Source organism: Streptomyces sp. NPDC048639, from assembly GCF_043199075.1.
GTDB lineage: Bacteria > Actinomycetota > Actinomycetes > Streptomycetales > Streptomycetaceae > Streptomyces.
In genome coordinates this window covers 386,073-408,563 of the sequence record NZ_JBICVP010000001.1, presented here as the reverse complement: position 1 = coordinate 408,563, position 22,491 = coordinate 386,073, and the positions used below count along the sequence as shown (strand labels likewise).

Genomic DNA, 22,491 nt, shown 5'->3' with positions numbered 1-22,491 from the left:
GTACGCCCCGGCGGCGGCCCCGCCCGGCCCGTTAGGCTGCGTGGGCATGCACCCGGAGGGACTTCAGAGGGACGCAGGGAGGCGCACATGGCGTGGACGTGGCGGTTCGAGAAGGCCGACGGCACCGAGACCGTGCCCGCGGTCGAGCCCGAGGAGTTCAGCACACAGGGGGACGCCGAGTCCTGGATCGGCGAGGTGTGGAAGGACGTGGCGGACGGCGGCACGGACCAGGTGACGCTCTTCGAGGACGGCACCAAGATCTACGGCCCGATGAGCCTGCACGCGGAGGAGGCGTCGCAGGAGTCGGAGGCCGAGGCCGAGGCTGAAGCGTCCGAGGTCTGACCGCCCGCAGGGCGGCGGGATGACGGCGCGGCCGCAGTGGCGGCCGCGCCCTCGCCCGGGAGTTCGCTCAGGCCGGGTTCCACCCCGCCAGCAGCCGCGGCCGCTGGCGGGTGTCCGCAGCGCGCAGGGGAGTCCGTACGCCCCGCTCAGCCCCGTACGCCGCACAGATGCAACAGTGCCGCCACCGCGCGGTACGGGTCGGTGCGCCCGGCCCGCTCCTCCGCGGCGAGCATCCGCTCGGGTCCGGCGGGGTGCGGCAGGTGTAGGCCGTCACCGGCCGGGGCGGTGAAGACCCGTACCCCGTACCAGGCGTGCAGCGGGGCGCCGATCCCCGCGAGGGTGGCGGTGAGCGCGCCGATCCGGTCGGCCCGCAGCTTCAGACCGCTGGGGGCGGTGGAGACCGGGGAGTCGAACGCGGTCAGGGCCCCGTCCCAGTCGCCCGCGAGTCCGGGCCGCATCGCCAGACCGTCCGCGTTGCGCACCAGCAGCGACAGGAGCCCGCCCGGGGCGAGGACCCGGGCCAGGCCCGCCAGCATCGCGTCGGGGTCGGCTATGTACATCAGCACGCCGTGGCACAGCACGACGTCGAAGCTGCCCGGCAGGAAGTGGACGCCCGTGTCCTGGCCGGCGCCCTCGATGAACCGCACCCGATCCCGTATGCCCTCCGGCTCCGTCACCAGTGCGGTGCGGAGCACATCGAGAGTTCGCGCGTCGGACTCCAGAACCGTGATCTTGTGGCCCGCGCGGGCCAGGCGCAGCGCCTGCGAAACGCCCCGGGTCTCCGGCTCCGGCGCCCCCGGGCCGAGTCCCACGTCGAGGATGCGCAGCCGCTGCCCCACCGGGAAGCGGCCCGCTATCTGCTCCTCGAGCTGGCGGGCCACCAGTTCGTGCTGGACGGCGGCGGCCGGGTCGAGAAGGGCCTCCGGCCCGCCGACCGTGGCCTCGCGGGGGGCGGGCGGAGCGCTCAGGGCCGTTCTCCGCGCTTGACCTGCGGCTTCGGCAGACGCAGCCGGCGCATCTGCAGCGTGCGCATCAGGGCGTACGGCACTGCGCCGCGCAGGTTCTCGTTCGGGAAGCGGGTCCGGAGCTGCTTCTTCAGCCGGATGGCCACGCCGATCGAGTCGATGACGATCATCACGATGACGCCCAGCCACAGGAGCAGGGAGATGTTCTTGATCGCCGGCGACGGCAGCATGCTCAGCACCAGGATGAGCACCGCGAGCGGCAGGAAGAACTCCGCCACGGCGAAGCGTGAGTCGACGAAGTCACGGGCGAAGCGCCGGATCGGGCCCTTGTCACGGACCGGCAGAAAGCGCTCGTCGCCGCTCGCCAGTGCCTCGCGCTGACGGGCCATGTCCGCGCGGCGCGCCTCGCGGGTGCGCTTGGCGGTGTCCTTGCGGTTGGTCGGCGTCGACGCCAGGCTGCGGCGCTGGGACTGGGCCTGGCTGCGCTTGGGGGTGGGGCGACCCTTGGGTGCCTGCGGGTCGCGGGGCTGCTGTGGCTCGTCCGCGGTCATCCTGGTGACGGCGGACTGCTCATCCTTGGAACGGCTTCGGAACACAAGGCCCAAGGGTACGGGTTCCCGCGCTCCGGACCCACAGGCCCCACGGGCACGATCCGGCAACGGCGGGGGAGACGTACGGGGGGCGCGTCGCGGCGTCACCTACTCCTTGCGCCGGAGACAACCGTTCCGTGATCGTCCTGGAGGAGGAGCGCATCGGGGGCGGAACAGTGCGGTAATAGAGGCAGGACCCGTACTGTTGGGTCTAGAGACGTGCTGCAGTCCGAGCCCGGAAGAAGGGGGCGCGCGAGGCCCATGAGCGGTGTCATGAAGCGGATGGGGATGATCTTCCGCGCGAAGGCCAACAAAGCCCTGGACCGGGCCGAGGACCCGCGCGAGACCCTCGATTACTCGTACCAGAAGCAGCTCGAGCTGCTTCAGAAGGTCCGCCGGGGCGTGGCGGACGTGGCCACCTCCCGCAAGCGGCTCGAGCTGCAGCTGGGGCAGCTCCAAGGGCAGTCCGCGAAGCTCGAGGACCAGGGCCGCAAGGCGCTCGCCCTGGGCCGCGAGGACCTGGCGCGCGAAGCGCTGTCCCGCCGGGCCGCCCTCCAGCAGCAGGTCACCGACCTCGAGACGCAGCATCAGACGCTGACGGGCGAGGAGGAGAAGCTGACGCTGGCGGCGCAGCGGCTGCAGGCCAAGGTGGACGCCTTCCGTACGAAGAAGGAGACGATCAAGGCCACCTACACCGCGGCGCAGGCGCAGACCCGGATCGGAGAGGCCTTCTCCGGCATCTCCGAGGAGATGGGCGACGTCGGCATGGCGATCCAGCGGGCCGAGGACAAGACCGCCCAGCTCCAGGCGCGCGCGGGCGCGATCGACGAGCTGCTCGCGTCCGGCGCGCTCGACGATCAGAGCGGGATGGCCAAGGACGACATCGCGGCCGAGCTGGACCGGCTCTCGGGCGGTACGGACGTCGAGCTGGAGCTGCAGCGGATGAAGGCCGAGCTGGCGGGCGGCAGCGGTTCGCAGCAGGCTATTGAGGGAGGACCGGACCAGCAGGTGGCGCCGCAGCAGTCGGAGGAACGGCCCCGGTTCGACAAGAGCTAGACCCCCGCGCCGCGAGCCGTGGCCGGGCGTCACCGCGCACCGGACGTATCTGGAGGTCGTCATGATCGTGCGGATCATGGGAGAGGGCCAGGTGGAGCTGGCGGACCGTCACTTCCCCGAGCTCAACAGGCTGGACGACGAACTGCTGGCCGAGATGGAGAGCGGGGACGAGGCGGGCTTCCGGCGGACCCTCACCGCGCTGCTCAACGAGGTCCGCGAGCTCGGTGAGCCCCTGCCCGACGACTCCCTCGAACCGTCCGAACTGATCCTTCCGGCTCCGGACGCGACGCTCGGGGAGGTCAGGGAGATGCTCAGCGAGGACGGGCTGATCCCCGGCTGACGGACGGCCCGTCCGGCCGGGGCCGGTGGTCGGGTGACGGTCGGCGCGAGCCCGGCCCGTACGCGCGCTCCGGCGCAACGACAGGCGCAGAGACAGCAGCACACGGCGATGGCCCGGTGCCCCGCGAAGGGGACCGGGCCATCGCCGTGCGAAGGGAGTCCGGCGCCGGAAGTGCATCCCCATAGCGGTATCAATGCGGCAAAACGGGCAGGTAGTTGTCCGCCCGTGCGGATCTGCGAGCTCTTCCGGGTCCTGTCCTGCACCCACGCCCGCTGTCGGCGCACGCCGGGCACCGCTTACGGTTGCTTGTCGTGACCTCCCTCGCCGTCGGACAGGGCCTCGCCCGGTCCCAGCGCTGGCTGCGCGCCCACCCGCTGGCCCTCGACGCCGCCGTGGCCGCCGTCGTCCTCGCGATCATCCTCGTCGGCATGGTGACCGAGCCGCACGGGCCCCACGGCCGCCAGTACGGCGAGCGCAGCCCCGAGGCGGCGAGCGTCGTCCTCGCGGTCCTCGCCGCAAGTGCGCTCGTACTGCGCCGCCGGGTGCCGCACCGGGTCCTCGCCGTCACGGGCGCCCTGTCCCTGGCCGAGCTGGTGGTCGTCCGCAGTGACGACACCTCGTCGGTCGCCATCACCGCGGCCGTCGCCGTCTACACCGTGGCTTCCAGGACCGACCGCTCCACGACGTGGCGGGTCGGGCTGCTCACCGCCGTGGGACTCGCGGCCACCGCCATGCTCTTCGGCGCCCGCCCCTGGTACGTGCAGCAGAACGTCGGGATCTTCGCCTGGACGGGCATGGCGGCGGCCGCGGGCGACGCCGTCCGCAGCCGCCGCGCCTTCGTCGACGCCATCCGGGAGCGTGCCGAGCGCGCGGAGCGGACCCGTGAGGAGGAGGCTCGCCGCCGCGTCGCCGAGGAGCGCATGCGGATCGCCCGCGAGCTGCACGACGTGGTGGCCCACCACATCGCGCTGGTCAACGTCCAGGCCGGAGTCGCCGCGCATGTCATGGACAACCGCCCCGACCAGGCCAAGGAGGCGCTGGCGCACGTACGGGAGGCCAGCCGCTCCGCACTGAATGAACTGCGCGCCACGGTCGGGCTGTTGCGCCAGTTCGGCGACCCCGAGGCGCCCACCGAACCCGCCCCGGGGCTCGGCCTCCTCGACCAGCTCATCGACTCCTTCGCGCGCGCCGGGCTGCCGGTCGAGGTCGAGATGTCCAGAGCCGGTGGCGAGGGGCCGTGGCACGGCCGCCGGGCCGAGGACGCGGCGGAGGTGATCGGTGATCTGCCGAAGGGCGTCGACCTGACCGCGTACCGCGTGGTGCAGGAGGCCCTCACCAACACCCAGAAGCACGCGGGCGAGCAGGTGCGCGCGATCGTCCGTATCGCCCGGGCCCGCCAGGCCCTGGAGATCACGGTCCTGGACGACGGGGCCGGGGTTCCCGCGCCGACCGCGGTGGCCGGGACGCACGCCAAGGGCCTGAGCACGAAGAGCCTGACCGGCAAGGGCCTGAACACCAAGGGCGCGAGCCAGGACCGTACGAAGGCGGACCGCCCGGCCCTCGACCGTACGGACCACGGGCGCCCGGCCCCGGCCCGTACGAGCGTGGACGCCGCCGCCCTCACCGACCGCCCCGACGCCGGCGGCGGCCACGGGCTGATGGGCATGCGGGAACGCGCGGCCGTCCTGGGCGGGTTGTGCGAGACCGGCCCGCGCCACGGGGGCGGATTCCGCGTGCACGTACGCTTGCCGCTCACGGACGCGCAGGCCGGGGAGGCCGCGCAGAAGGGGGCGACGTGACGATCCGGGTGGTGCTCGCGGACGACCAGACGCTGCTGCGCAGCGCGTTCCGCATCCTTGTCGACTCCGAACCCGACATGGAGGTCGTGGGGGAGGCCTCGGACGGTGCGGAGGCGGTCCGGGTGGTGCGCGAACGCGGGGCGGATGTCGTCCTCATGGACATCCGGATGCCCGGTACGGACGGTATGGCGGCCACCCGGGAGATCAGCTCCGACCCGGCGCTCGACGGCGTCCGCGTGGTGATGCTGACGACGTTCGAAGTCGACGAGTACGTGGTGCAGTCGCTGCGCGCGGGAGCTTCCGGCTTCCTCGGCAAGGGCGCGGAGCCGGAGGAGATGCTCTCGGCGATCCGCGTCGCGGCCGCGGGGGAGGCGCTGCTGTCGCCGGCCGCCACCAAGGGGCTGATCGCCAAGTTCCTTGCGCAGCCGGACGGTTCGGATGCCGGGGAGGAGCGGGGCGGCGGCGCCGAACGGCTGGCGGCACTCACCGGGCGCGAGCGCGAGGTCCTCGTCCTCGTCGCGGGCGGGCTCTCCAACGACGAGATCGCCGAGCGGCTGGCAGTGAGCCCGCTGACCGTGAAGACACATGTGAACCGGGCGATGGCCAAGCTCGGCGCCCGCGACCGCGCCCAGCTCGTGGTGATCGCCTACGAGACCGGGCTGGTCCGCCCGAGGGTGGACTGACAGCCGGCCCCGGGGAGCGGGACGGCGTCCGTACCGCGGCGGGATGGCGTCCGGTCCCGGGCGGGACGGCGTCAGGTCCGGCGGCGGACCGGCGCTCTGCCGCCCGGCCGATCAGGGCCCGGCCCCACGCTGGTCGGGCGGCCGGCCCCGGGGTGGGTTGAGGCCCCGTCCGCCGAAGGGTGGACGGACGGGGGAGAGGGCCGTACTGCGTCCGTGGTAGGCGGGCCGGCCGAGAACCGACCTGGGAGCGAGGAATCCGACCCCTCCTGTGGCCGATCGTATAAGTGCGGCATAAGACCGCTTCACGACCGGCAACAGAAGAGAGACCTCCACCCATGTCCTGGCTGTCCCGAATCAGCCTCGTACAACGGGGTTTGATCGCCCTCATGGCGCTCATCGCGATCGCCTTCGGAGCGGTCGCGATACCCCAGCTCAAGCAGCAGTTGCTGCCCTCCATCGAGCTGCCGATGGTGTCGGTGCTGGCCCCGTACCAGGGTGCGTCCCCCGATGTCGTCGAGAAGCAGGTCGTCCAGCCGCTCGAGGACAGCATCGAGTCGGTCGACGGCATCACCGGCCTCACGGCGACGGCCAGCGAGGGCTCGGCCGTGATCATGGCCCAGTTCGACTACGGCAACGGCTCCAAGCAGCTCGTGGCCGACGTCCAGCAGGCCGTGAACCGGGCACGCGCCGAACTGCCGGACGACGTCGACCCGCAGGTCGTCGCAGGCTCGACGGACGACATGCCCGCCGTCGTCCTCGCCGTCACCTCCGGCAAGGACCAGCAGGCGCTCGCCGACCAGCTCGACCGCTCCCTCGTCCCGGTCCTCAAGGACATCGAGGGCGTCGGGCAGGTCACGATCGACGGCGTCCGGGACCGCATCGTCTCGGTCACGCCGGACGACGCGAAGACGGCCCGGGCGGGACTGTCGGCGACGGCCATCGGCCAGGCGCTGGAGGCGGGCGGCGCCTCGGTGCCCGCCGGTTCCTTCGCCGAGGACGGCAAGAGCAGGACCGTCCAGGTCGGCACCGGGTTCACCTCGGTGCGCCAGATCGAGAACCTGCGGATCTCCCCTGCGGCCGCTGCCGCCGGCGGCCAGGGCGGTGACCGGAGCGGCGAGAGCGGCCCGTCCGCCGACCAGGGCGGCGGCACCGGTGGCGGCGCGGCCCCCAAGGCCGTACGCCTCGGTGACATCGCCGAGGTGAAGGACGCGTCCGCGACCCCGGTCTCCCTCACCCGGACCAACGGCGAGGCCAGCCTCGGCGTCGTCCTGACGATGGGGCAGGACGGCAGCGCGGTCGACATCTCCGAAGCCGTCAAGGACAAGCTGCCCGAGCTGCGCAAGGACCTCGGCTCCGAGGCCGAGCTGACCGTCGTCAGCGACCAGGGCCCGGCGGTCTCCAAGTCCATCGACAGCCTCACCACCGAGGGCATGCTCGGCCTCCTCATGGCCGTCGTGGTGATCCTGATCTTCCTGGTGTCGCTGCGCTCCACGCTGGTGACCGCGGTCTCCATCCCGCTGTCCGTCGTGATCACCCTGATCGTGCTGTGGTCACGCGACCTCTCGCTCAACATGCTCACGCTCGGCGCGCTGACGATCGCCATCGGCCGCGTCGTCGACGACTCCATCGTCGTCCTGGAGAACATCAAGCGGCACCTCTCGTACGGCGAGGAGCGGCAGCGGGCCATCCTCGACGCCGTCAAGGAGGTCTCCGGGGCGATCACGTCCTCGACGCTCACCACGGTCGCCGTGTTCCTGCCCATCGGTGTCGTCGGCGGCATGACCGGCGCCCTGTTCGGCCCGTTCTCGCTGACCGTCACGGTCGCGCTGCTGGCCTCGCTGATCGTGTCGCTCACGGTCGTGCCGGTGCTCTCGTTCTGGTTCCTGCGCGCCCCCAAGGGCTCGGCGGGCATGGACCCGGAGGAGCTGCGCCGTGTCTCGGAGGAGAAGGAGTCGCGCAGCCCGCTCCAGCGGATGTACGTGCCGGTGCTGCGGTTCGCCACCCGCCGCCGGTTCACCAGCGTGCTGATCGCGGTCGTCGTGTTCATCGGCACGCTCGGTATGGCCCCGCTGCTGAAGACCAACTTCTTCGACGCGGGCGACCAGGACACGCTCTCGATCCGGCAGGAGCTCGAGGCCGGCACCAGCCTGGAAGCGGCCGACGCCTCCGCGCAGAAGGTCGAGAAGATGCTCGACGGCATCCGCGAGGTCAAGGACTACCAGGTCACGGTCGGTTCCTCCGGTCTCATGGCGGCCTTCGGCGGCGGTACGGGCGCCAACCAGGCGTCGTACCAGGTGAAGTTGAGGAACTCCGACGACTCCGACGCCGCCATCGAGAAGATCCGCGACGGCCTGGAGGGGCTCGGGAAGAGCGCCGGGCAGACCACCGTGCAGGCGGGGGACGGCTTCGGCAATCAGGACCTCAGTGTCGTGGTCAAGGCCGCGGACGCCGATGTGCTGAAGAAGGCGTCCGAGCAGGTGCGTGCCGAGGTGGCGAAGCTCGACGACGTCACCGATGTGCAGAGCGACCTGGCGCAGAGCGTCCCGCGCATCTCGGTCACCGCGAACGCCAAGGCGGCCGGCCAGGGCTACTCCGACGCCACCCTCGGCCAGGCCGTCACCCAGGCCGTACGCGGCACCACCACCGGCAAGGCGGTGCTCGGCGAGACCGAGCGCGATGTCGTCCTGAAGGCGGAGAAGCCCGCGAGGACCGAGGACCAGCTCAGGAAGCTCGAACTGGCAGGCCCCGCCGGTGCGGTGAAGCTCGGTGAGATCGCCGATGTGAAGACCGTCGACGGGCCCGTCCAGATGACCCGGATCGACGGGTCGCGGGCGGCGACGATCAAGGCCAAGGCGACCGGTGACAACACCGGCGAGGTGAGCACCCAGCTCCAGTCGAAGATCGACAAGCTGAAGCTGCCGGACGGCGCCACCGCGGACATCGGCGGTGTCTCCCAGGACCAGGACGAGGCGTTCTCCTCGCTGGGCCTGGCCATGCTGGCGGCCATCGCGATCGTCTTCATGCTGCTGGTCGCGACCTTCAAGTCGCTGGTGCAGCCGCTGATCCTGCTGATCTCCATCCCGTTCGCGGCGACCGGCGCGATCGGCCTGCTCGTCGCCACGGGCACGCCGATGGGCGTCCCGGCCCTGGTCGGCATGCTGATGCTGATCGGCATCGTGGTGACCAACGCCATCGTGCTGATCGACCTCATCAACCAGTACCGGGCGCAGGGTTACGGCGTCGTCGAGGCCGTCGTCGAGGGCGGCCGCCACCGCCTGCGGCCGATCCTGATGACCGCGCTGGCGACGATCTGCGCGCTGCTGCCGATGGCACTGGCGATCACCGGCGACGGCGGCTTCATCTCCCAGCCGCTGGCGGTCGTGGTCATCGGCGGTCTGGTCACCTCCACGCTGCTCACGCTGCTGCTGGTGCCGACGCTGTACGCGATGGTCGAGCTCCGCAAGGAGCGCCGCCACACCAAGCGCGCCGCCAAGCGCGCGGCGTCGGGCAGTGGCCCGGCGTCGGCGGAGCGGGAGTCGGAGCCGGCGGGGGTCTGACCCCGCGAGGCGTCCGAGACGTCCGAGCCGTCCAACGGGCGGCCCCCACGGCCCGGTTGTGGTCGCGGGGGCCGCCCGCTCGCGTACGGGCCCGGCCGGCGACCCGCATGGTCCGCGGCACCGCCCCGCATCACCCGCCCGCACCGTTCTGAGGGACCGCCCCGCAGCAGGGACCCGGCACCGGTCCGCGGCACCGCCCCGCGGCCCACGCAGAGCCGGGGGCCGCCCCTCGACGGGACGGCCCCCGGGCCTTTCGTGCGCGGTGGTGCCGGCTACGGCAGCGCGAGCATCCGCTCCAGCGCCAGCTTGGCGAACTTCTCGGTCTCCGGGTCGACCTGGATCCGGTTGACCGTCTTGCCGTCCGCCAGCGACTCCAGCGCCCAGACCAGGTGCGGCAGGTCGATGCGGTTCATCGTCGAGCAGAAGCACACCGTGCGGTCGAGGAAGACGATCTCCTTGTCCTCGTCGGCGAAACGGTTCGCCAGGCGCCGTACGAGATTCAGCTCCGTGCCGATCGCCCACTTCGACCCGGCGGGCGCCGCCTCCAGGGCCTTGATGATGTACTCCGTCGAGCCGACGAAGTCCGCGGCCGCGACGACCTCGTTCTTGCACTCCGGGTGCACCAGCACGTTCACACCCGGGATCCGCTCCCGTACGTCCCGCACCGACTCCAGCGAGAACCGCCCGTGCACGGAGCAGTGGCCCCGCCAGAGGATCATCTTCGCGGCCCGCAGCTCCTCGGCGCTCACGCCACCGCCCGGCTTGTGCGGGTTGTAGACGACGCAGTCCTCCAGCGACATCCCCATGTCGCGGACCGCTGTGTTCCGCCCCAGGTGCTGGTCGGGCAGGAAGAGGACCTTCTCGCCCTGCTCGAACGCCCAGTCCAGCGCGCGCTTGGCGTTGGACGAGGTGCAGATCGTCCCGCCGTGCCTGCCGGTGAACGCCTTGATGTCCGCGGAGGAGTTCATGTACGAGACGGGGACGGTCAGTTCGGCCACCCCGGCCTCGGTCAGCACGTCCCAGCACTCGGCGACCTGCTCGGCCGTGGCCATGTCGGCCATCGAGCACCCGGCGGCCAGGTCGGGCAGCACGACCTCCTGGTTGTCGGCGGTCAGGATGTCCGCGGACTCGGCCATGAAATGGACTCCGCAGAACACGATGTACTCGGCCTCAGGACGCGCGGCGGCTTCCCGCGCGAGCTTGAAGGAGTCACCGGTGACGTCCGCGAACTGGATGACCTCGTCGCGCTGGTAGTGGTGGCCGAGGACGAAGACCTTGTCCCCGAGGCGCGCCTTGGCCGCCCGGGCGCGCTCCACCAGGTCCGGGTCGGACGGGGAGGGCAGGTCGCCGGGGCACTCGACACCGCGCTCGCTCTTCGGGTCGGCCTCCCGGCCGAGCAGGAGCAGGGCGAGCGGCGTCGGCTGGACATCGAGGGGTTGGGCGGGGGTCACTGACACGCACCCTTTCTGTGTTCCGCAGACGCACCTTTTCGTCTGATTGACGTTATCCATCATAACTGCTTCGTGTCAGTTTGACGATGGGCATCGTGTCGATGTGACGCATTCACGGGACGCCCGCCCGGGGCCTCCCGGGATCCCCGCACAGCATCGCGACCGTACGGCGGGAGGTGTGCGAGCATGAACGCGGAAGTGAATGTGCCAGGCCCGGAATGAATCCGCGGCCCCGTTGGTTTTTGCCGACGGCAAGCAGTCCGAACAACCCGGGAGAGAGCAGATGTCCGTTCAGGACGAGAAGACCAGCGTGAGCGACGGCATCATTCTGTCCGACGCCGCCGCGGCGAAGGTCAAGAGCCTGCTGGAGCAGGAGGGCCGCGAGGACCTCGCGCTGCGCGTCGCCGTCCAGCCCGGTGGCTGCTCCGGCCTGCGCTACCAGCTCTTCTTCGACGAGCGCTCGCTCGACGGCGATGTCGTGAAGGACTTCGAAGGCGTGAAGGTCGTCACCGACCGGATGAGCGCCCCGTACCTGGGCGGCGCGTCCATCGACTTCGTCGACACCATCGAGAAGCAGGGCTTCACGATCGACAACCCGAACGCGACCGGCTCCTGCGCCTGCGGCGACTCCTTCAACTAGGAGTTCCCTTGCGTCCCGGGTTTCCGTTCGGAGCCCAGGGACAACCGGACGACCGGTAGCCACCGTGCGCGCGACGCACGGGCACGCACGCCGAAGGCGGCGGACCTTCCTCGGTCCGCCGCCTTCGGCGTTGGGGGATATCCGGCAGCGCCGGTCACCGCGTCTCGGGCCCGGCCTTGCCGGATCCCTTCGCCACGGTCTTGCCGCTCGCCGCGTCCATGAGCTCGCGGTCGCCCAGCGGCTTGTCCAGCGTGACCTTCTCCTCGTACTCCTTGGCCATCTTCACGCACACCTGGCCCGGCTTCTTTTCCTTGCCCGTGACCCTGACGACCACCTTGTCGGACAGCGAGGTGTCGGCCTTGGCGGTGTAGGTGTGGCACACCCCGCCCCAGAACCGCAGCGTCACGGTCTTGCCGTCGGCGCTGTACGAGGTGACACGCGGGGACTCACCACTCGGCTTGCCCGGCTCGGACGTCGGCTCGTCACTGCCCGGCGCGGACGGCGACGGCGTGGACTCCTCGATGTACTTGTCCTTCACGGCGGGGTGCGTGACCGTGTACGTCCCCGAGCTCTCCGCGGCACCCGACGGCCGGACCTCGAACATCCACGACGGCACCAGCGTCTCGCGCCCGTCCACGAACTGGACCGCGAGACCGAAGACGGCGTCGCTGACCTCCAGCGGCTTGGCCGGCGCAGCGGGCTTGCCGCCCGGCTTGCCCTTCGGCTCGGTGCACGGAGGCGTCTCCGCCTCACCGGCCTTGTGCGGCACTGCAGAGGCGCATTCGGGGATGCCGACCGTGCCGCCGCTGCCGGCCTTGTTCATCCGCTTCAGCGTGTCCTCGGCCGTGAGCACCGGGTAGTCGGCGCCCTTGGTCAGCTCGGCGAGGTGACCGCTGCCACCGACGATCTGGCCGTCCGCGCCGACCTGCAGGCCGGTCTGCCAGCCGTGCGTGGGCAGGTCGTCCTTCACCGGGTTCGCGTTCACCTCGCGCACGGCACCCGTCGTACGGCTCGCGTCCAGCTTCGCCTCGTTCAGCCCGACCTTCTCCAGTACGGGCCCGACCACCGACTTCGCCCGGTCCTCGGAGACCGGGTCCTTGCCGTGGCCCTCCGTGCCGTCCTGCCCGTCGCCCGGGATGGGAAGGCAGCGCGGGGGAGAGGACTCGGCCGAGCCGGCGTCCTGGCCGTCCTTCGGGCCGCTCATCGGCGGCTCGGCGCAGGAGGGGCCGCCCGGCTTGCCGTACCGCTGGAACGTCCAGGTGCCCGGCGCCTTCTTGCTGACGCTCAGCGTCGGCCCGGAGGCGTCACGGGTCAGCCCGAACTTCCACGACCCGCTGACGTCACGGGGTGCTCCCTTGACGCCCAGCGCGTCGGCCAGCTTCTCGGCCTGGCCCCGTGTCACGCCGCTCCGCGCGTCGTAGACGGGCGCCGAGCCGGGGCCGTCGGGCAGGTCGCCGAGGGCGCGGTAGCGCGAGCCGTTCGGGTTGGGCTCGCCGGGGGCGATCCCGTGGCCGTCCTCGGCGGACGCCTGTCCGTATCCGTCCAGCCGGAGCGGCGGCGGCTCGCCCTCGCCCGCGGCCGATGTGTCGTCGCCTCCGCCGTCCGAAGCGGTCGAGGCCCAGTACGCACCGCCGCCACCGGCCAGCAGCACCGCGACCGCCACCGAGGCGGCCACAAGCCCGGGGCGACGGTGCCTCGGGGCGGGCGTACGGGTCTCGGGGGCCGGTGTGCTCTTCGAGGTGCCCTCGGTCGGGTCCTCTCCGTCCGAGGTGGGGGGAGTGTTCTCGGTGCTCACCGTTCAGCTCCTTCGGCTCCGCTCGACACTTTTCGTGCCGGGTCCCTCATCCGGGGACGCCGATTGGACGGAGCAGGGGAGCGTGTGGTTCCCGTCAGTCGCCGTACTCGGACATTCCGTCCAGCAGATGGGCCGACTCGGATGACACCTTGACCCCTCGGATACGCGACGGTGAGACGTGCTCGGAGGGGGCGGAACGGGCCGTGGACGCCCAGTGCGGGGCCATCCGCGCGCAGTCGCCGCGCAGCTCTGCCAGCGACTCCGGCTCGGCGGAATCCGGCTGGGCGGAGGAATCGGCGTGCTTGATCATGGGCACTCCCGGTCCGAGGGGTCGGCAACGCCGCAGACCCCGACACCATGAACGGTAAGCAGCCCCACCGGACCGAGAAAGGCCTACTATCGGGTAGTTTTGCCACGTCGGAACGGAGCGTGGGGAGCCGGTAGCGTGGATACCGGTCCTTTCACCGCTTCTTCATAGCGCGATCGTCCACTCATCCCTTCACTCGCCGCAGGAGCAGATCCGTCGTGCGCATCGCTGTCACCGGCTCCATCGCCACCGACCATCTGATGACCTTTCCCGGCCGATTCGCCGACCAATTGGTCGCGGACCAGCTGCATACGGTCTCGCTCTCCTTCCTGGTCGACACCCTCGACGTGCGCCGGGGCGGCGTCGGGCCGAACATCTGCTACGGCATGGGCCTGCTGGGCCTGCGCCCCATCCTCGTCGGCGCCGCGGGCGACGACTTCGCCGAGTACCGCGCCTGGCTCGACCGCCACGGCGTCGACACCTCCTCGGTCCACATCTCCGAGATGCTCCACACGGCGCGGTTCGTCTGCACCACCGACACCGACCACAACCAGATCGCGTCCTTCTACACCGGCGCGATGAGCGAGGCCCGCAACATCGAGCTCAAGCCGGTCGCGGACCGCGTCGGCGGGCTCGAACTCGTCCTCATCGGCGCCGACGACCCCGAGGCGATGATCCGCCACACCGAGGAGTGCCGCTCGCGCGGCATTCCCTTCGCCGCGGACCCCTCCCAGCAGCTCGCCCGCATGGAGGGCGACGACATCCGCGTCCTCGTCGAGGGGGCGGCGTACCTCTTCACCAATGAGTACGAGAAGGCCCTGATCGAGACCAAGACCGGCTGGACGGCGGACGAGATCCTCGCCAAGGTCGGCACCCGCGTCACCACGCTCGGCGCCAAGGGCGTGCGCATCGAGCGGCACGGCGAGCAGCCGCTCGAGGTCGGCTGCCCGGAGGAGGAGAGCAAGGCCGACCCCACCGGCGTCGGCGACGCCTTCCGCGCCGGCTTCCTCGCGGGCGTCTCGTGGAAGCTGCCGCTGGAGCGCTCGGCCCAGCTCGGCTGCATGCTGGCGACGCTGGTGATCGAGACCATCGGGACGCAGGAGTACGAGCTGCGGCGCAGCCACTTCATGGATCGCTTCACCAAGGCGTACGGCCACGAGGCGGCCGCCGAGGTCCAGGCGCACCTGTCCTGACGCTCCGGGCCCGCAGGTGAGCTGCGAGTCCACCCGCGCTTTCCGCCCACCCGCCCCTCACAAGGGCGGGTGGGCGGCGCTGTTTCCGGGTGCGCGGGCAGGGGCGGGCGGGCGGGAACGGGGTGGCGGGTTCGGGCGGTTCAGGAGCGGCGGCGCACCAGATAGGCCGTGCCCCGGTCGGCCGGGCGCTCGCCCACGTACTCCTGGTCCCGCATCGCGCACCAGGCGGGGAAGTCCAGCCGCGCCGCCTCGTCGTCGGAGAGGACGGCCACGATCTCGCCGATCCCGATGTCCCCGATCACCTTGGCGAGTTCGATCACCGGGACCGGGCAGCGCTTGCCGAGGGAGTCGACGGTGAGGGCGGGCTTCTCGTCCGCCCGGGCCTCGTCCCGAGCCTCATCCCCGGCCTTTTCCCGGCCCGCGTCCGCGGACCCGGGCGCCGTCCCCTCTCCCGTGCCGGTCTCCGTCGCCGGTCCCCGGCCCTCGCGCGTGACCGCCTCCGGCGACGGTTCCGCGGGCCGTCCCGCCGGGGCACCGAGCTGCTCGCGTACACCCCGCACCGCCTCCGGCAGCACCGCGAGGAAGCGCTCCACCTCCTCCTCCGGCGTACCGGACGGCAGGGACACCCGGACGTTGCCCTCCGAGAGCACCCCCATCGCGCGCAGCACATGGCTCGGCGTCAACGTGCTCGACGTGCACGAGGAGCCCGAGGACACCGAGAAGCCCGCCCGGTCCAGCTCGTGCAGCAGCGTCTCTCCGTCGACATAGAGACAGGAGAAGGTGACGAGGTGCGGCAACCGCCGTACCGGGTCGCCGACGACCTCGACGTCCGGCACCAGTTCGGGCACCCGCCGCCGGATCCGGTCCACCAGCCCGCGCAGCCGCTCCGCCTCCTGGGCCGCTTCCTGCTGTACGGCCCTCAGGGAGGCGGCCGCGGCCACGATCGCCGGGATGTTCTCGAAGCCGGGCGCGCGCCCCGACTCCCGTTCGTCCGCGGGCCCTTGGGCCGCGAACCGCACTCCCTTGCGTACGACGAGCAGGCCGACGCCCGGCGGCCCGCCCCATTTGTGGGCACTCGCGGTCAGGAGCGACCAGTCGCCCGCGACCCGCCCCCACGGCAGCGACTGCGCGGCGTCCACCAGCAGCGGCACGCCTGCCTCCCCGCACGCCCGGGCGACCTCGGCCACCGGTTGCTCGGTGCCCACCTCGTGGTTGGCGGACTGCAGGCAGGCCAGAGCCGTGCCGGGGCGCAGTGCCGCTGCGTACGCCGGCGGGTCGACCCGGCCCGCGCGGTCCACGGGGACCTCGTCGCTCTCGCCGCCGCCCGCCCGGTGCGCCTCGGCGGCGTGCAGGACGGAGGAGTGCTCGACGGCGGACACGACGAGGTGCCGGCCCGTACGGCGCCGGCCGGCCAGAGCGCCGGCGATCCCGCTGTGCACGGCGCGGGTGCCGGAGGGAGCGAAGGCCAGCTCGTCCGGCCGGCAGCCGACGGATTCGGCCGCCGCCTCCCGCGCGGCGTCAAGCAGGAGCCGCGCACGTCGTCCTTCCCGGTACAGCCTGGCCGGGTCGGCCCACCCCTCGTCGAGCGAGGCCATCAGCGCCTGGCGGGCGACGGGATGGAGCGGAGCGGACGACGCCGAATCGAAGTACACCACGTATGAACGCTAACGCGACCCGGCCACCGGGGGTCCTCGACCAGGCGCGGACCGGCCCATGGCGCCCAGGGACAGGGCCCCGGCCGCGTACCGGCGAGCGGCGCGGCGACGGCTCTCCGGAGGGCCGGGAGGCATCACCCCTCCCGGGTGGCGCAGGCTCGCGGATGCGCTGCTCACGCCGTATGCGAAGGCGTGTCAGAAGGCTCGCGTGGGCGCCAGTTCCACCCCTTCGGGGTGCGGCGCGCCGCGTTGGGCACCCTCCCCGCGCGACCCCAAATTGCGTCCAGTAGGGTTTGGTCCGCATAAACATCAAACCCCTGCCCGCGACAGGGCCGGCGACCGACCAGCGAGACGGCCGCAGCCGGCCGCGCGGGCGAGACTCTCGGGAAGGCGCTACGTGAGTCCCAACGGCTCCGACCGCTCGTCGCGGCGCCCGATGCGGCGGAAGCTGCCGCAGGCGCTTGCCGCGGGCATGGTCCTTGCGACCGCCACCGGTTGCACATACAAGGACTTTCCCCGCCTCGGTATGCCAACCCCCGTCACGGAGGAAGCACCGCGGATCCTCTTCCTCTGGCAGGGCTCATGGGCGGCTGCGCTCGCCACGGGCGTACTGGTGTGGGGTCTGATCCTGTGGAGCGTCATCTTCCACAGGAGGTCCAGGACCAAGGTCGAGGTTCCTCCGCAGACGCGGTACAACATGCCGATCGAGGCCCTCTACACCGTGGTCCCGATCATCATCGTCGCGGTGCTCTTCTACTTCACCGCGCGCGATGAGAGCGAGCTGCTGAAGACCTCCAAGAAGCCGGACCACGTCATCAATGTCGTGGGCTACCAGTGGAGCTGGGGCTTCAACTACATGGAGAACGTCGACGGCGATCTCAGCACTCCTGCCAAGGTCCCCGCCGCGGTCAGCACCATCCCGGACAAGAGGCTCGCCGCCGTGCCCAAGGGCGCCGAGGGCGTCTACGACACGGGCACGCCGGGCGAGTGGACGCCGGGCAACCCGAGCCCGGGCCCGACCCTGTGGCTGCCGAAGGGCGAGACGGTCCAGTTCATCCTGACCTCGCGCGACGTCATCCACTCCTTCTGGGTGCTGCCGTTCCTCTTCAAGCAGGACGTCATCCCGGGCCACACCAACGTCTTCCAGGTCACTCCGGACAAGGAAGGCACCTTCCGGGGCAAGTGCGCCGAGCTCTGCGGCGTCGACCACGCACGCATGCTCTTCAACGTCAAGGTCGTCTCTCCCGAGCGGTACCGGGCGCACCTGAAGGACCTGGCGAAGCAGGGCCAGACCGGCTACATCCAGTCCGGAATTCCCCAGACTGATGCCGCCAAGAATGCGGAGACGAACGAAGAATGAGCATCCTCAACGAACCCCAGGGTGCTGCCGAGAGCGGGGCCTACGAGGACGAAATGCCGCCGCACCGCAGGGAGCCCGGCAACGTCGTGGTCAAGTGGCTGACAACCACCGACCACAAGACGATCGGCACGCTCTACCTCGCGACGTCGTTCGTCTTCTTCCTCATCGGCGGCGTGATGGCGCTGCTGATGCGCGCCGAACTCGCCCGTCCCGGCACACAGATCGTGTCGAACGAGCAGTTCAACCAGGCGTTCACGATGCACGGCACCGTGATGCTGCTGATGTTCGCGACGCCGCTGTTCGCCGGATTCGCGAACTGGATCATGCCGCTGCAGATCGGCGCGCCCGATGTGGCGTTCCCGCGGCTGAACATGTTCGCGTACTGGCTCTACCTCTTCGGCTCGCTCATCGCGGTCGGTGGATTCCTCACCCCGCAAGGCGCCGCGGACTTCGGCTGGTTCGCCTACTCCCCGCTCTCGGACGCCGTCCGATCGCCGGGTGTGGGCGCCGACATGTGGATCATGGGCCTGGCCCTCTCCGGCTTCGGCACGATCCTCGGTTCGGTCAACTTCATCACCACCATCATCTGCATGCGCGCCCCCGGCATGACGATGTTCCGGATGCCGATCTTCACCTGGAACGTCCTGCTCACCGGTGTGCTGGTGCTCATCGCGTTCCCGGTGCTGGCGGCCGCGCTGCTCGCGCTGGAGGCGGACCGCAAATTCGGATCGCATATCTTCGACGCGGCCAATGGCGGGGCGTTGTTGTGGCAACACCTCTTCTGGTTCTTCGGCCATCCAGAGGTGTACATCATCGCGTTGCCGTTCTTCGGCATCGTCTCCGAGGTCATCCCGGTCTTCAGCCGTAAGCCGATGTTCGGCTACATCGGTCTGATCGCCGCCACGATCTCGATCGCCGGCCTCTCGGTGACGGTGTGGGCGCACCATATGTACGTCACAGGCGGAGTGCTCCTACCGTTCTTCTCGTTCATGACCTTCCTGATCGCGGTACCGACCGGTGTGAAGTTCTTCAACTGGCTCGGCACCATGTGGAAGGGCAGTCTCAGTTTCGAGACACCGATGCTGTGGTCCGTGGGCTTCCTGATCACCTTCCTCTTCGGTGGTCTGACGGGCGTCATCCTGGCCTCGCCGCCGCTGGACTTCCACGTCTCGGACTCGTACTTCGTCGTCGCCCACTTCCACTACGTGGTGTTCGGCACCGTCGTCTTCGCGATGTTCGCCGGCTTCCACTTCTGGTGGCCGAAGTGGACCGGCAAGATGCTGGACGAGCGGATCGGCAAGATCACCTTCTGGACGCTGTTCATCGGCTTCCACGGCACGTTCCTGGTGCAGCACTGGCTGGGCGCGGAGGGCATGCCGCGGCGTTACGCGGACTACCTCGCCGCGGACGGTTTCACCACGCTGAACACGATCTCGACGATCAGCTCCTTCCTCCTCGGCCTGTCGGTCGTGCCGTTCCTCTACAACGTGTGGAAGACGGCCAAGTACGGCAAGAAGGTCGAGGTCGACGACCCGTGGGGCTACGGCCGCTCACTGGAGTGGGCGACCTCCTGCCCGCCGCCGCGCCACAACTTCCTCACCCTGCCGCGGATCCGTTCCGAATCCCCGGCATTCGATCTGCACCACCCCGAGATCGCGGCGCTGGACGAGCTCCAGTTCCACGCGGGTGAGAAGGAGCTCGCGGGCGGCAAGGGCAAGGAGGCCGGGAAGTGAAGATCCAGGGACGCATGTTCATCTGGCTGGCCGTCTTCATCCTGGCCATGGCCATCGTCTACGGCGTGTGGTCGAAGGAGCCGGTGGGCACCACGGCGCTCTTCCTCGCCTTCGGCCTGTCCGTCATGATCGGCTACTACCTGGCCTTCACGGCTCGCAGGGTGGACACCGGGGCGCAGGACAACAAGGAGGCGGACGTCGCCGACGACGCCGGCGACCTGGGCTTCTTCAGCCCGCACAGCTGGCAGCCGCTCTCCCTGGCCATCGGTGGTGCGCTGGCCTTCCTGGGCATCGTCTTCGGCTGGTGGCTGCTGTACTTCTCGCTGCCCGTCGTCCTGATGGGCCTGTGGGGCTGGGTCTTCGAGTACTACCGGGGCGAGAACCGCACCCAGTAGGCACCCCTCGTACGGACGCACCGGGCCCGGGCAACCCCTCAGGTTGTCCGGGCCTGACCCGTTTGCAGTCACCCGACGCGCCGTTTGGTCCAAGTTTTCTTAGTTTGTGACCATGAGTCACTCCTCTCGAATCCGGACGGCAGCGAGCTGCGCTCTGCTGATAGCCCCGCTGGCGATATTCGCCGGCGCCTGCGACGACGGACACCCGTTGTCGGCCACGCCCTACGACGCGGCCGACCAAATAGCCTTCAACGCGGATGACGGCGGCAAGATAGAACCAGACAAGCCGCTGGAGATATCCGCCAAGGACGACGACGGCAGGATCACCGACGTGACCGCCACGGACGCCGCAGGGCGCTACGTGCGCGGCGAACTCTCCGCCGATGGCACCCGCTGGCGCAGCACCTCACCGCTGGCCGCAGGCGCCCACTACACCGTCCGGGTGAGCACCGAGGATGATGACGGCGCTCCCGGCCGCCGTACGATCGGCTTCGACACCAAGCCCGCCGGCAAGCTGCTGAAGGTCTCTCTCGGCCCGGACAGCGGCACCTACGGCGTGGGCCAGCCCGTCACCGCGGAGCTGAGCCACCCCGTCAAGAGCGCCGAGGAGCGCGCGACCGTCGAGCGCGCGCTGAAGGTCGACTCCCAGCCCCACGTCGAGGGCGGCTGGACCTGGGCCAACGACAAGACGCTGCACTTCCGCCCCCGCGAGTACTGGCCCGCCGGGGCCACGGTCGAGGTGCGCAGCCAGCTCGACGGCATCAAGGTCGGCAAGCGCTACGGCGGCTCGGCCAAACCTCTCAAGATCACCATCGGCGACCGAGTCGAGGCGATCACCGACGCCGGGGCCCACACGCTGACGGTCAAGCGCAACGGCAAGGTCATCCGCACGATTCCGGTGACCACGGGCAAGCCCGGATACGACACGCGCAACGGAGTCAAGGTCGTCCTCGCCAAGGAATCCTTCGTACGGATGACCAGCGCGAGCATCGGCGCCTCGGACTTCTACGACCTTCCGGTCTACTGGGCGACCCGTGTCACCTGGAGCGGCGAGTACCTGCACGCCGCCCCCTGGTCCACCGGGTCGCAGGGTGCCGCCAACGTGAGCCATGGCTGTACGGGCATGAGCACCGAGGCCGCGAAGTGGTTCTTCGACACCGTCAAGGTCGGGGACGTCGTCCAAGTGGTCGGCAGCAACGGCGACATGATGACGCCGTTCGACAACGGCTTCGGCGACTGGAACGTGGACTGGGCGAAGTGGCGCAAGGGCAGTGCCGTGGTCCCCGCAGGGAGCCATGTGGACAGCACCCCGGCCGACTCCGCCCGCCTGCGGCCCACGGTCTGAGGCCGGGACCGGGAAGGCTCATGACCCTGAGGATTCAGGCTCCGAACCTTCCGGGATCCGGGCTTCGGGCTCCGAGGGTTCAGGCCTCGACGGCGAGGCGTGTCCGCAGAAGTCCGGCCAGCGCCTCCGCGAACTCGACCGGGTCGATCGGGTGCGTGACCGCCGCGTCGGCGCGGCTCCAGGTCGCCAGCCAGGCGTCCTGGGGGCGCCCGATCAGCAGCAGCACGGGCGGGCAGCGGAAGATCTCGTCCTTGATCTGCCGGCAGATGCCCATGCCGCCCGAGGGCGTCGCCTCGCCGTCCAGAACGCAGACATCGATCCCGCCGGCCTCCAGGGCATCCAGGACGGCCGGCTGGGTCGCGCACTCGACGAACTCGACCTCGGGGAGACCGGGAGCGGGGCGTCGCCCCGTCGCCAGCCGTACCTGCTCGCGGGTGCCCGCGTCATCGCTGTAGACCAGCACCGTGGCAGTCGGCTGCATCGTTCCTCCGCGTCGTCGGGGTGGGTCCGTTGGGGCGGAGCCTACTCCGCCGGAGGCCCTGGCGAGGAGGGGTCCGAAGTGCTGACACACCGAACGGTACCCCCCGGAGTGAGGGCGGGATAAGCGACCGACATAATGTCGGTCGTGGCGACAGCAACGACAGTAGACACCGGGCACGCGCACCCGTCGGTCAACCGGCCGAACCTCACCAGCGTCGGAACCATCATCTGGCTGAGTTCCGAGCTGATGTTCTTCGCGGCCCTCTTCGCGATGTACTTCACCCTGCGATCGGTGATGGGAGCCGAGCACTGGAAGGACATGGCAGACGCCCTGAACTTCCCGTTCTCGGCGACGAACACCACGATCCTGGTGCTCTCCTCCCTCACCTGCCAGCTCGGCGTCTTCGCCGCCGAGCGCGGTGATGTGAAGAAGCTGCGCATGTGGTTCGTGACCACCTTCATCATGGGCGCGGTCTTCATCGGCGGTCAGATCTACGAGTACACCGAGCTGGTCAAGCACGAGGGCCTGTCGCTCTCGTCCGACCCCTACGGCTCGGTGTTCTACCTGACCACCGGATTCCACGGCCTGCATGTGACGGGCGGTCTGTTCGCCTTCCTCCTGGTCCTCGGAAGGACGTACGCGGCCAGGCGCTTCACCCACGAACAGGCCACGGCGGCCATCGTCGTGTCCTACTACTGGCACTTCGTCGATGTCGTCTGGATCGGCCTCTTCGCCACGATCTACATGATCAAGTAACGGACCGTCCGGTCCACCGGACTCGCGTTACCGCACAGACATACCCAA

At 70.4% G+C, this 22,491-nt stretch carries 20 protein-coding genes; 13 read left to right on the top strand and 7 right to left on the bottom strand.

Going from position 1 to position 22,491, the window contains the following annotated elements:
* Nucleotides 1–87: 87 nt before the first annotated feature.
* Complete coding sequence (locus tag ACGFNH_RS01760) at nt 88–342, top strand: hypothetical protein (RefSeq protein ID WP_393650982.1); 255 nt, start codon at nt 88–90, stop codon at nt 340–342.
* A 146-nt stretch (nt 343–488) separates the two neighbouring features.
* On the opposite strand, the gene ACGFNH_RS01755 is transcribed toward ACGFNH_RS01760, so the two are convergent.
* Both ACGFNH_RS01755 and ACGFNH_RS01750 read right to left on the bottom strand, forming a co-directional pair.
* Nucleotides 489–1,223 carry a methyltransferase domain-containing protein gene (locus tag ACGFNH_RS01755; protein WP_393650981.1) on the bottom strand — a complete coding sequence of 245 codons (735 nt, stop codon included), beginning with the start codon at nt 1,221–1,223 and terminating at the stop codon, nt 489–491.
* Between the two features lie 83 nt (nt 1,224–1,306).
* On the bottom strand, nt 1,307–1,903 hold the full coding sequence (locus tag ACGFNH_RS01750) for a DUF3043 domain-containing protein (RefSeq protein WP_393650980.1): 597 nt from the start codon (nt 1,901–1,903) through the stop codon (nt 1,307–1,309).
* A gap of 255 nt (nt 1,904–2,158) precedes the next feature.
* Between ACGFNH_RS01750 and ACGFNH_RS01745 the strand changes: the two genes are divergently transcribed.
* The 5 genes from ACGFNH_RS01745 (at nt 2,159) to ACGFNH_RS01725 (ending at nt 9,332) form a co-directional block, all read left to right on the top strand.
* Nucleotides 2,159–2,953, top strand: coding sequence for a PspA/IM30 family protein (locus ACGFNH_RS01745; protein ID WP_393650979.1), 795 nt, complete (start codon nt 2,159–2,161; stop codon nt 2,951–2,953).
* A 61-nt stretch (nt 2,954–3,014) separates the two neighbouring features.
* A complete protein-coding gene (locus ACGFNH_RS01740) occupies nt 3,015–3,293 on the top strand; it encodes a hypothetical protein (RefSeq protein ID WP_393650978.1) in 279 nt (92 codons plus the stop codon).
* A gap of 311 nt (nt 3,294–3,604) precedes the next feature.
* On the top strand, nt 3,605–5,092 hold the full coding sequence (locus ACGFNH_RS01735) for a sensor histidine kinase (RefSeq protein ID WP_393650977.1): 1,488 nt from the start codon (nt 3,605–3,607) through the stop codon (nt 5,090–5,092).
* Entirely contained in the window at nt 5,089–5,775 is a 687-nt protein-coding gene (locus ACGFNH_RS01730; protein ID WP_393650976.1) for a response regulator, read from the top strand. Before ACGFNH_RS01735 ends, ACGFNH_RS01730 begins: the two co-directional genes overlap by 4 nt.
* Before the next feature lie 335 nt (nt 5,776–6,110).
* Nucleotides 6,111–9,332 (top strand): efflux RND transporter permease subunit, encoded by a 3,222-nt coding sequence (locus tag ACGFNH_RS01725; RefSeq protein ID WP_393650975.1) that lies wholly within the window; start codon nt 6,111–6,113, stop codon nt 9,330–9,332.
* A gap of 272 nt (nt 9,333–9,604) precedes the next feature.
* Here the strand turns inward: ACGFNH_RS01725 and nadA are convergent, their stop codons facing one another.
* Complete coding sequence (gene nadA, locus ACGFNH_RS01720) at nt 9,605–10,783, bottom strand: quinolinate synthase NadA (protein ID WP_393651468.1); 1,179 nt, start codon at nt 10,781–10,783, stop codon at nt 9,605–9,607.
* 283 nt (nt 10,784–11,066) lie between these two features.
* Between nadA and ACGFNH_RS01715 the strand changes: the two genes are divergently transcribed.
* Complete coding sequence (locus tag ACGFNH_RS01715) at nt 11,067–11,423, top strand: HesB/IscA family protein (RefSeq protein WP_393650974.1); 357 nt, start codon at nt 11,067–11,069, stop codon at nt 11,421–11,423.
* A 154-nt stretch (nt 11,424–11,577) separates the two neighbouring features.
* On the opposite strand, the gene ACGFNH_RS01710 is transcribed toward ACGFNH_RS01715, so the two are convergent.
* Nucleotides 11,578–13,218 (bottom strand): hypothetical protein, encoded by a 1,641-nt coding sequence (locus ACGFNH_RS01710; protein ID WP_393650973.1) that lies wholly within the window; start codon nt 13,216–13,218, stop codon nt 11,578–11,580.
* Nucleotides 13,219–13,312: 94 nt separating this feature from the next.
* A complete protein-coding gene (locus ACGFNH_RS01705; protein WP_393650972.1) occupies nt 13,313–13,528 on the bottom strand; it encodes a hypothetical protein in 216 nt (71 codons plus the stop codon).
* A 215-nt stretch (nt 13,529–13,743) separates the two neighbouring features.
* Between ACGFNH_RS01705 and ACGFNH_RS01700 the strand changes: the two genes are divergently transcribed.
* Nucleotides 13,744–14,718 carry a carbohydrate kinase family protein gene (locus tag ACGFNH_RS01700; RefSeq protein ID WP_393650971.1) on the top strand — a complete coding sequence of 325 codons (975 nt, stop codon included), beginning with the start codon at nt 13,744–13,746 and terminating at the stop codon, nt 14,716–14,718.
* Between the two features lie 140 nt (nt 14,719–14,858).
* Here the strand turns inward: ACGFNH_RS01700 and ACGFNH_RS01695 are convergent, their stop codons facing one another.
* Nucleotides 14,859–16,373, bottom strand: a complete 1,515-nt coding sequence (locus ACGFNH_RS01695; RefSeq protein WP_393650970.1) for a cysteine desulfurase/sulfurtransferase TusA family protein — start codon at nt 16,371–16,373, stop codon at nt 14,859–14,861.
* A 397-nt stretch (nt 16,374–16,770) separates the two neighbouring features.
* On the opposite strand from ACGFNH_RS01695, the gene coxB reads away from it, so the two are divergent.
* The 4 genes from coxB to ACGFNH_RS01675 all read left to right on the top strand — a co-directional run bounded on the left by coxB (nt 16,771) and on the right by ACGFNH_RS01675 (nt 21,206).
* Nucleotides 16,771–17,733, top strand: a complete 963-nt coding sequence (coxB, locus tag ACGFNH_RS01690) for a cytochrome c oxidase subunit II (protein WP_393650969.1) — start codon at nt 16,771–16,773, stop codon at nt 17,731–17,733.
* On the top strand, nt 17,730–19,466 hold the full coding sequence (gene ctaD, locus ACGFNH_RS01685) for a cytochrome c oxidase subunit I (protein ID WP_393650968.1): 1,737 nt from the start codon (nt 17,730–17,732) through the stop codon (nt 19,464–19,466). The genes coxB and ctaD overlap by 4 nt, the downstream gene beginning before the upstream one ends.
* The gene (locus tag ACGFNH_RS01680) at nt 19,463–19,861 is read left to right on the top strand and encodes a cytochrome c oxidase subunit 4 (protein WP_393650967.1); all 399 of its coding nucleotides are present in this window, start codon (nt 19,463–19,465) and stop codon (nt 19,859–19,861) included. The genes ctaD and ACGFNH_RS01680 overlap by 4 nt, the downstream gene beginning before the upstream one ends.
* Nucleotides 19,862–19,973: 112 nt before the next feature.
* The gene (locus ACGFNH_RS01675) at nt 19,974–21,206 is read left to right on the top strand and encodes an Ig-like domain-containing protein (protein WP_393650966.1); all 1,233 of its coding nucleotides are present in this window, start codon (nt 19,974–19,976) and stop codon (nt 21,204–21,206) included.
* Between the two features lie 79 nt (nt 21,207–21,285).
* On the opposite strand, the gene ACGFNH_RS01670 is transcribed toward ACGFNH_RS01675, so the two are convergent.
* Complete coding sequence (locus ACGFNH_RS01670) at nt 21,286–21,687, bottom strand: hypothetical protein (protein WP_393650965.1); 402 nt, start codon at nt 21,685–21,687, stop codon at nt 21,286–21,288.
* Between the two features lie 135 nt (nt 21,688–21,822).
* Between ACGFNH_RS01670 and ACGFNH_RS01665 the strand changes: the two genes are divergently transcribed.
* On the top strand, nt 21,823–22,443 hold the full coding sequence (locus ACGFNH_RS01665) for a heme-copper oxidase subunit III (protein ID WP_393650964.1): 621 nt from the start codon (nt 21,823–21,825) through the stop codon (nt 22,441–22,443).
* Nucleotides 22,444–22,491 lie beyond the last annotated feature (48 nt).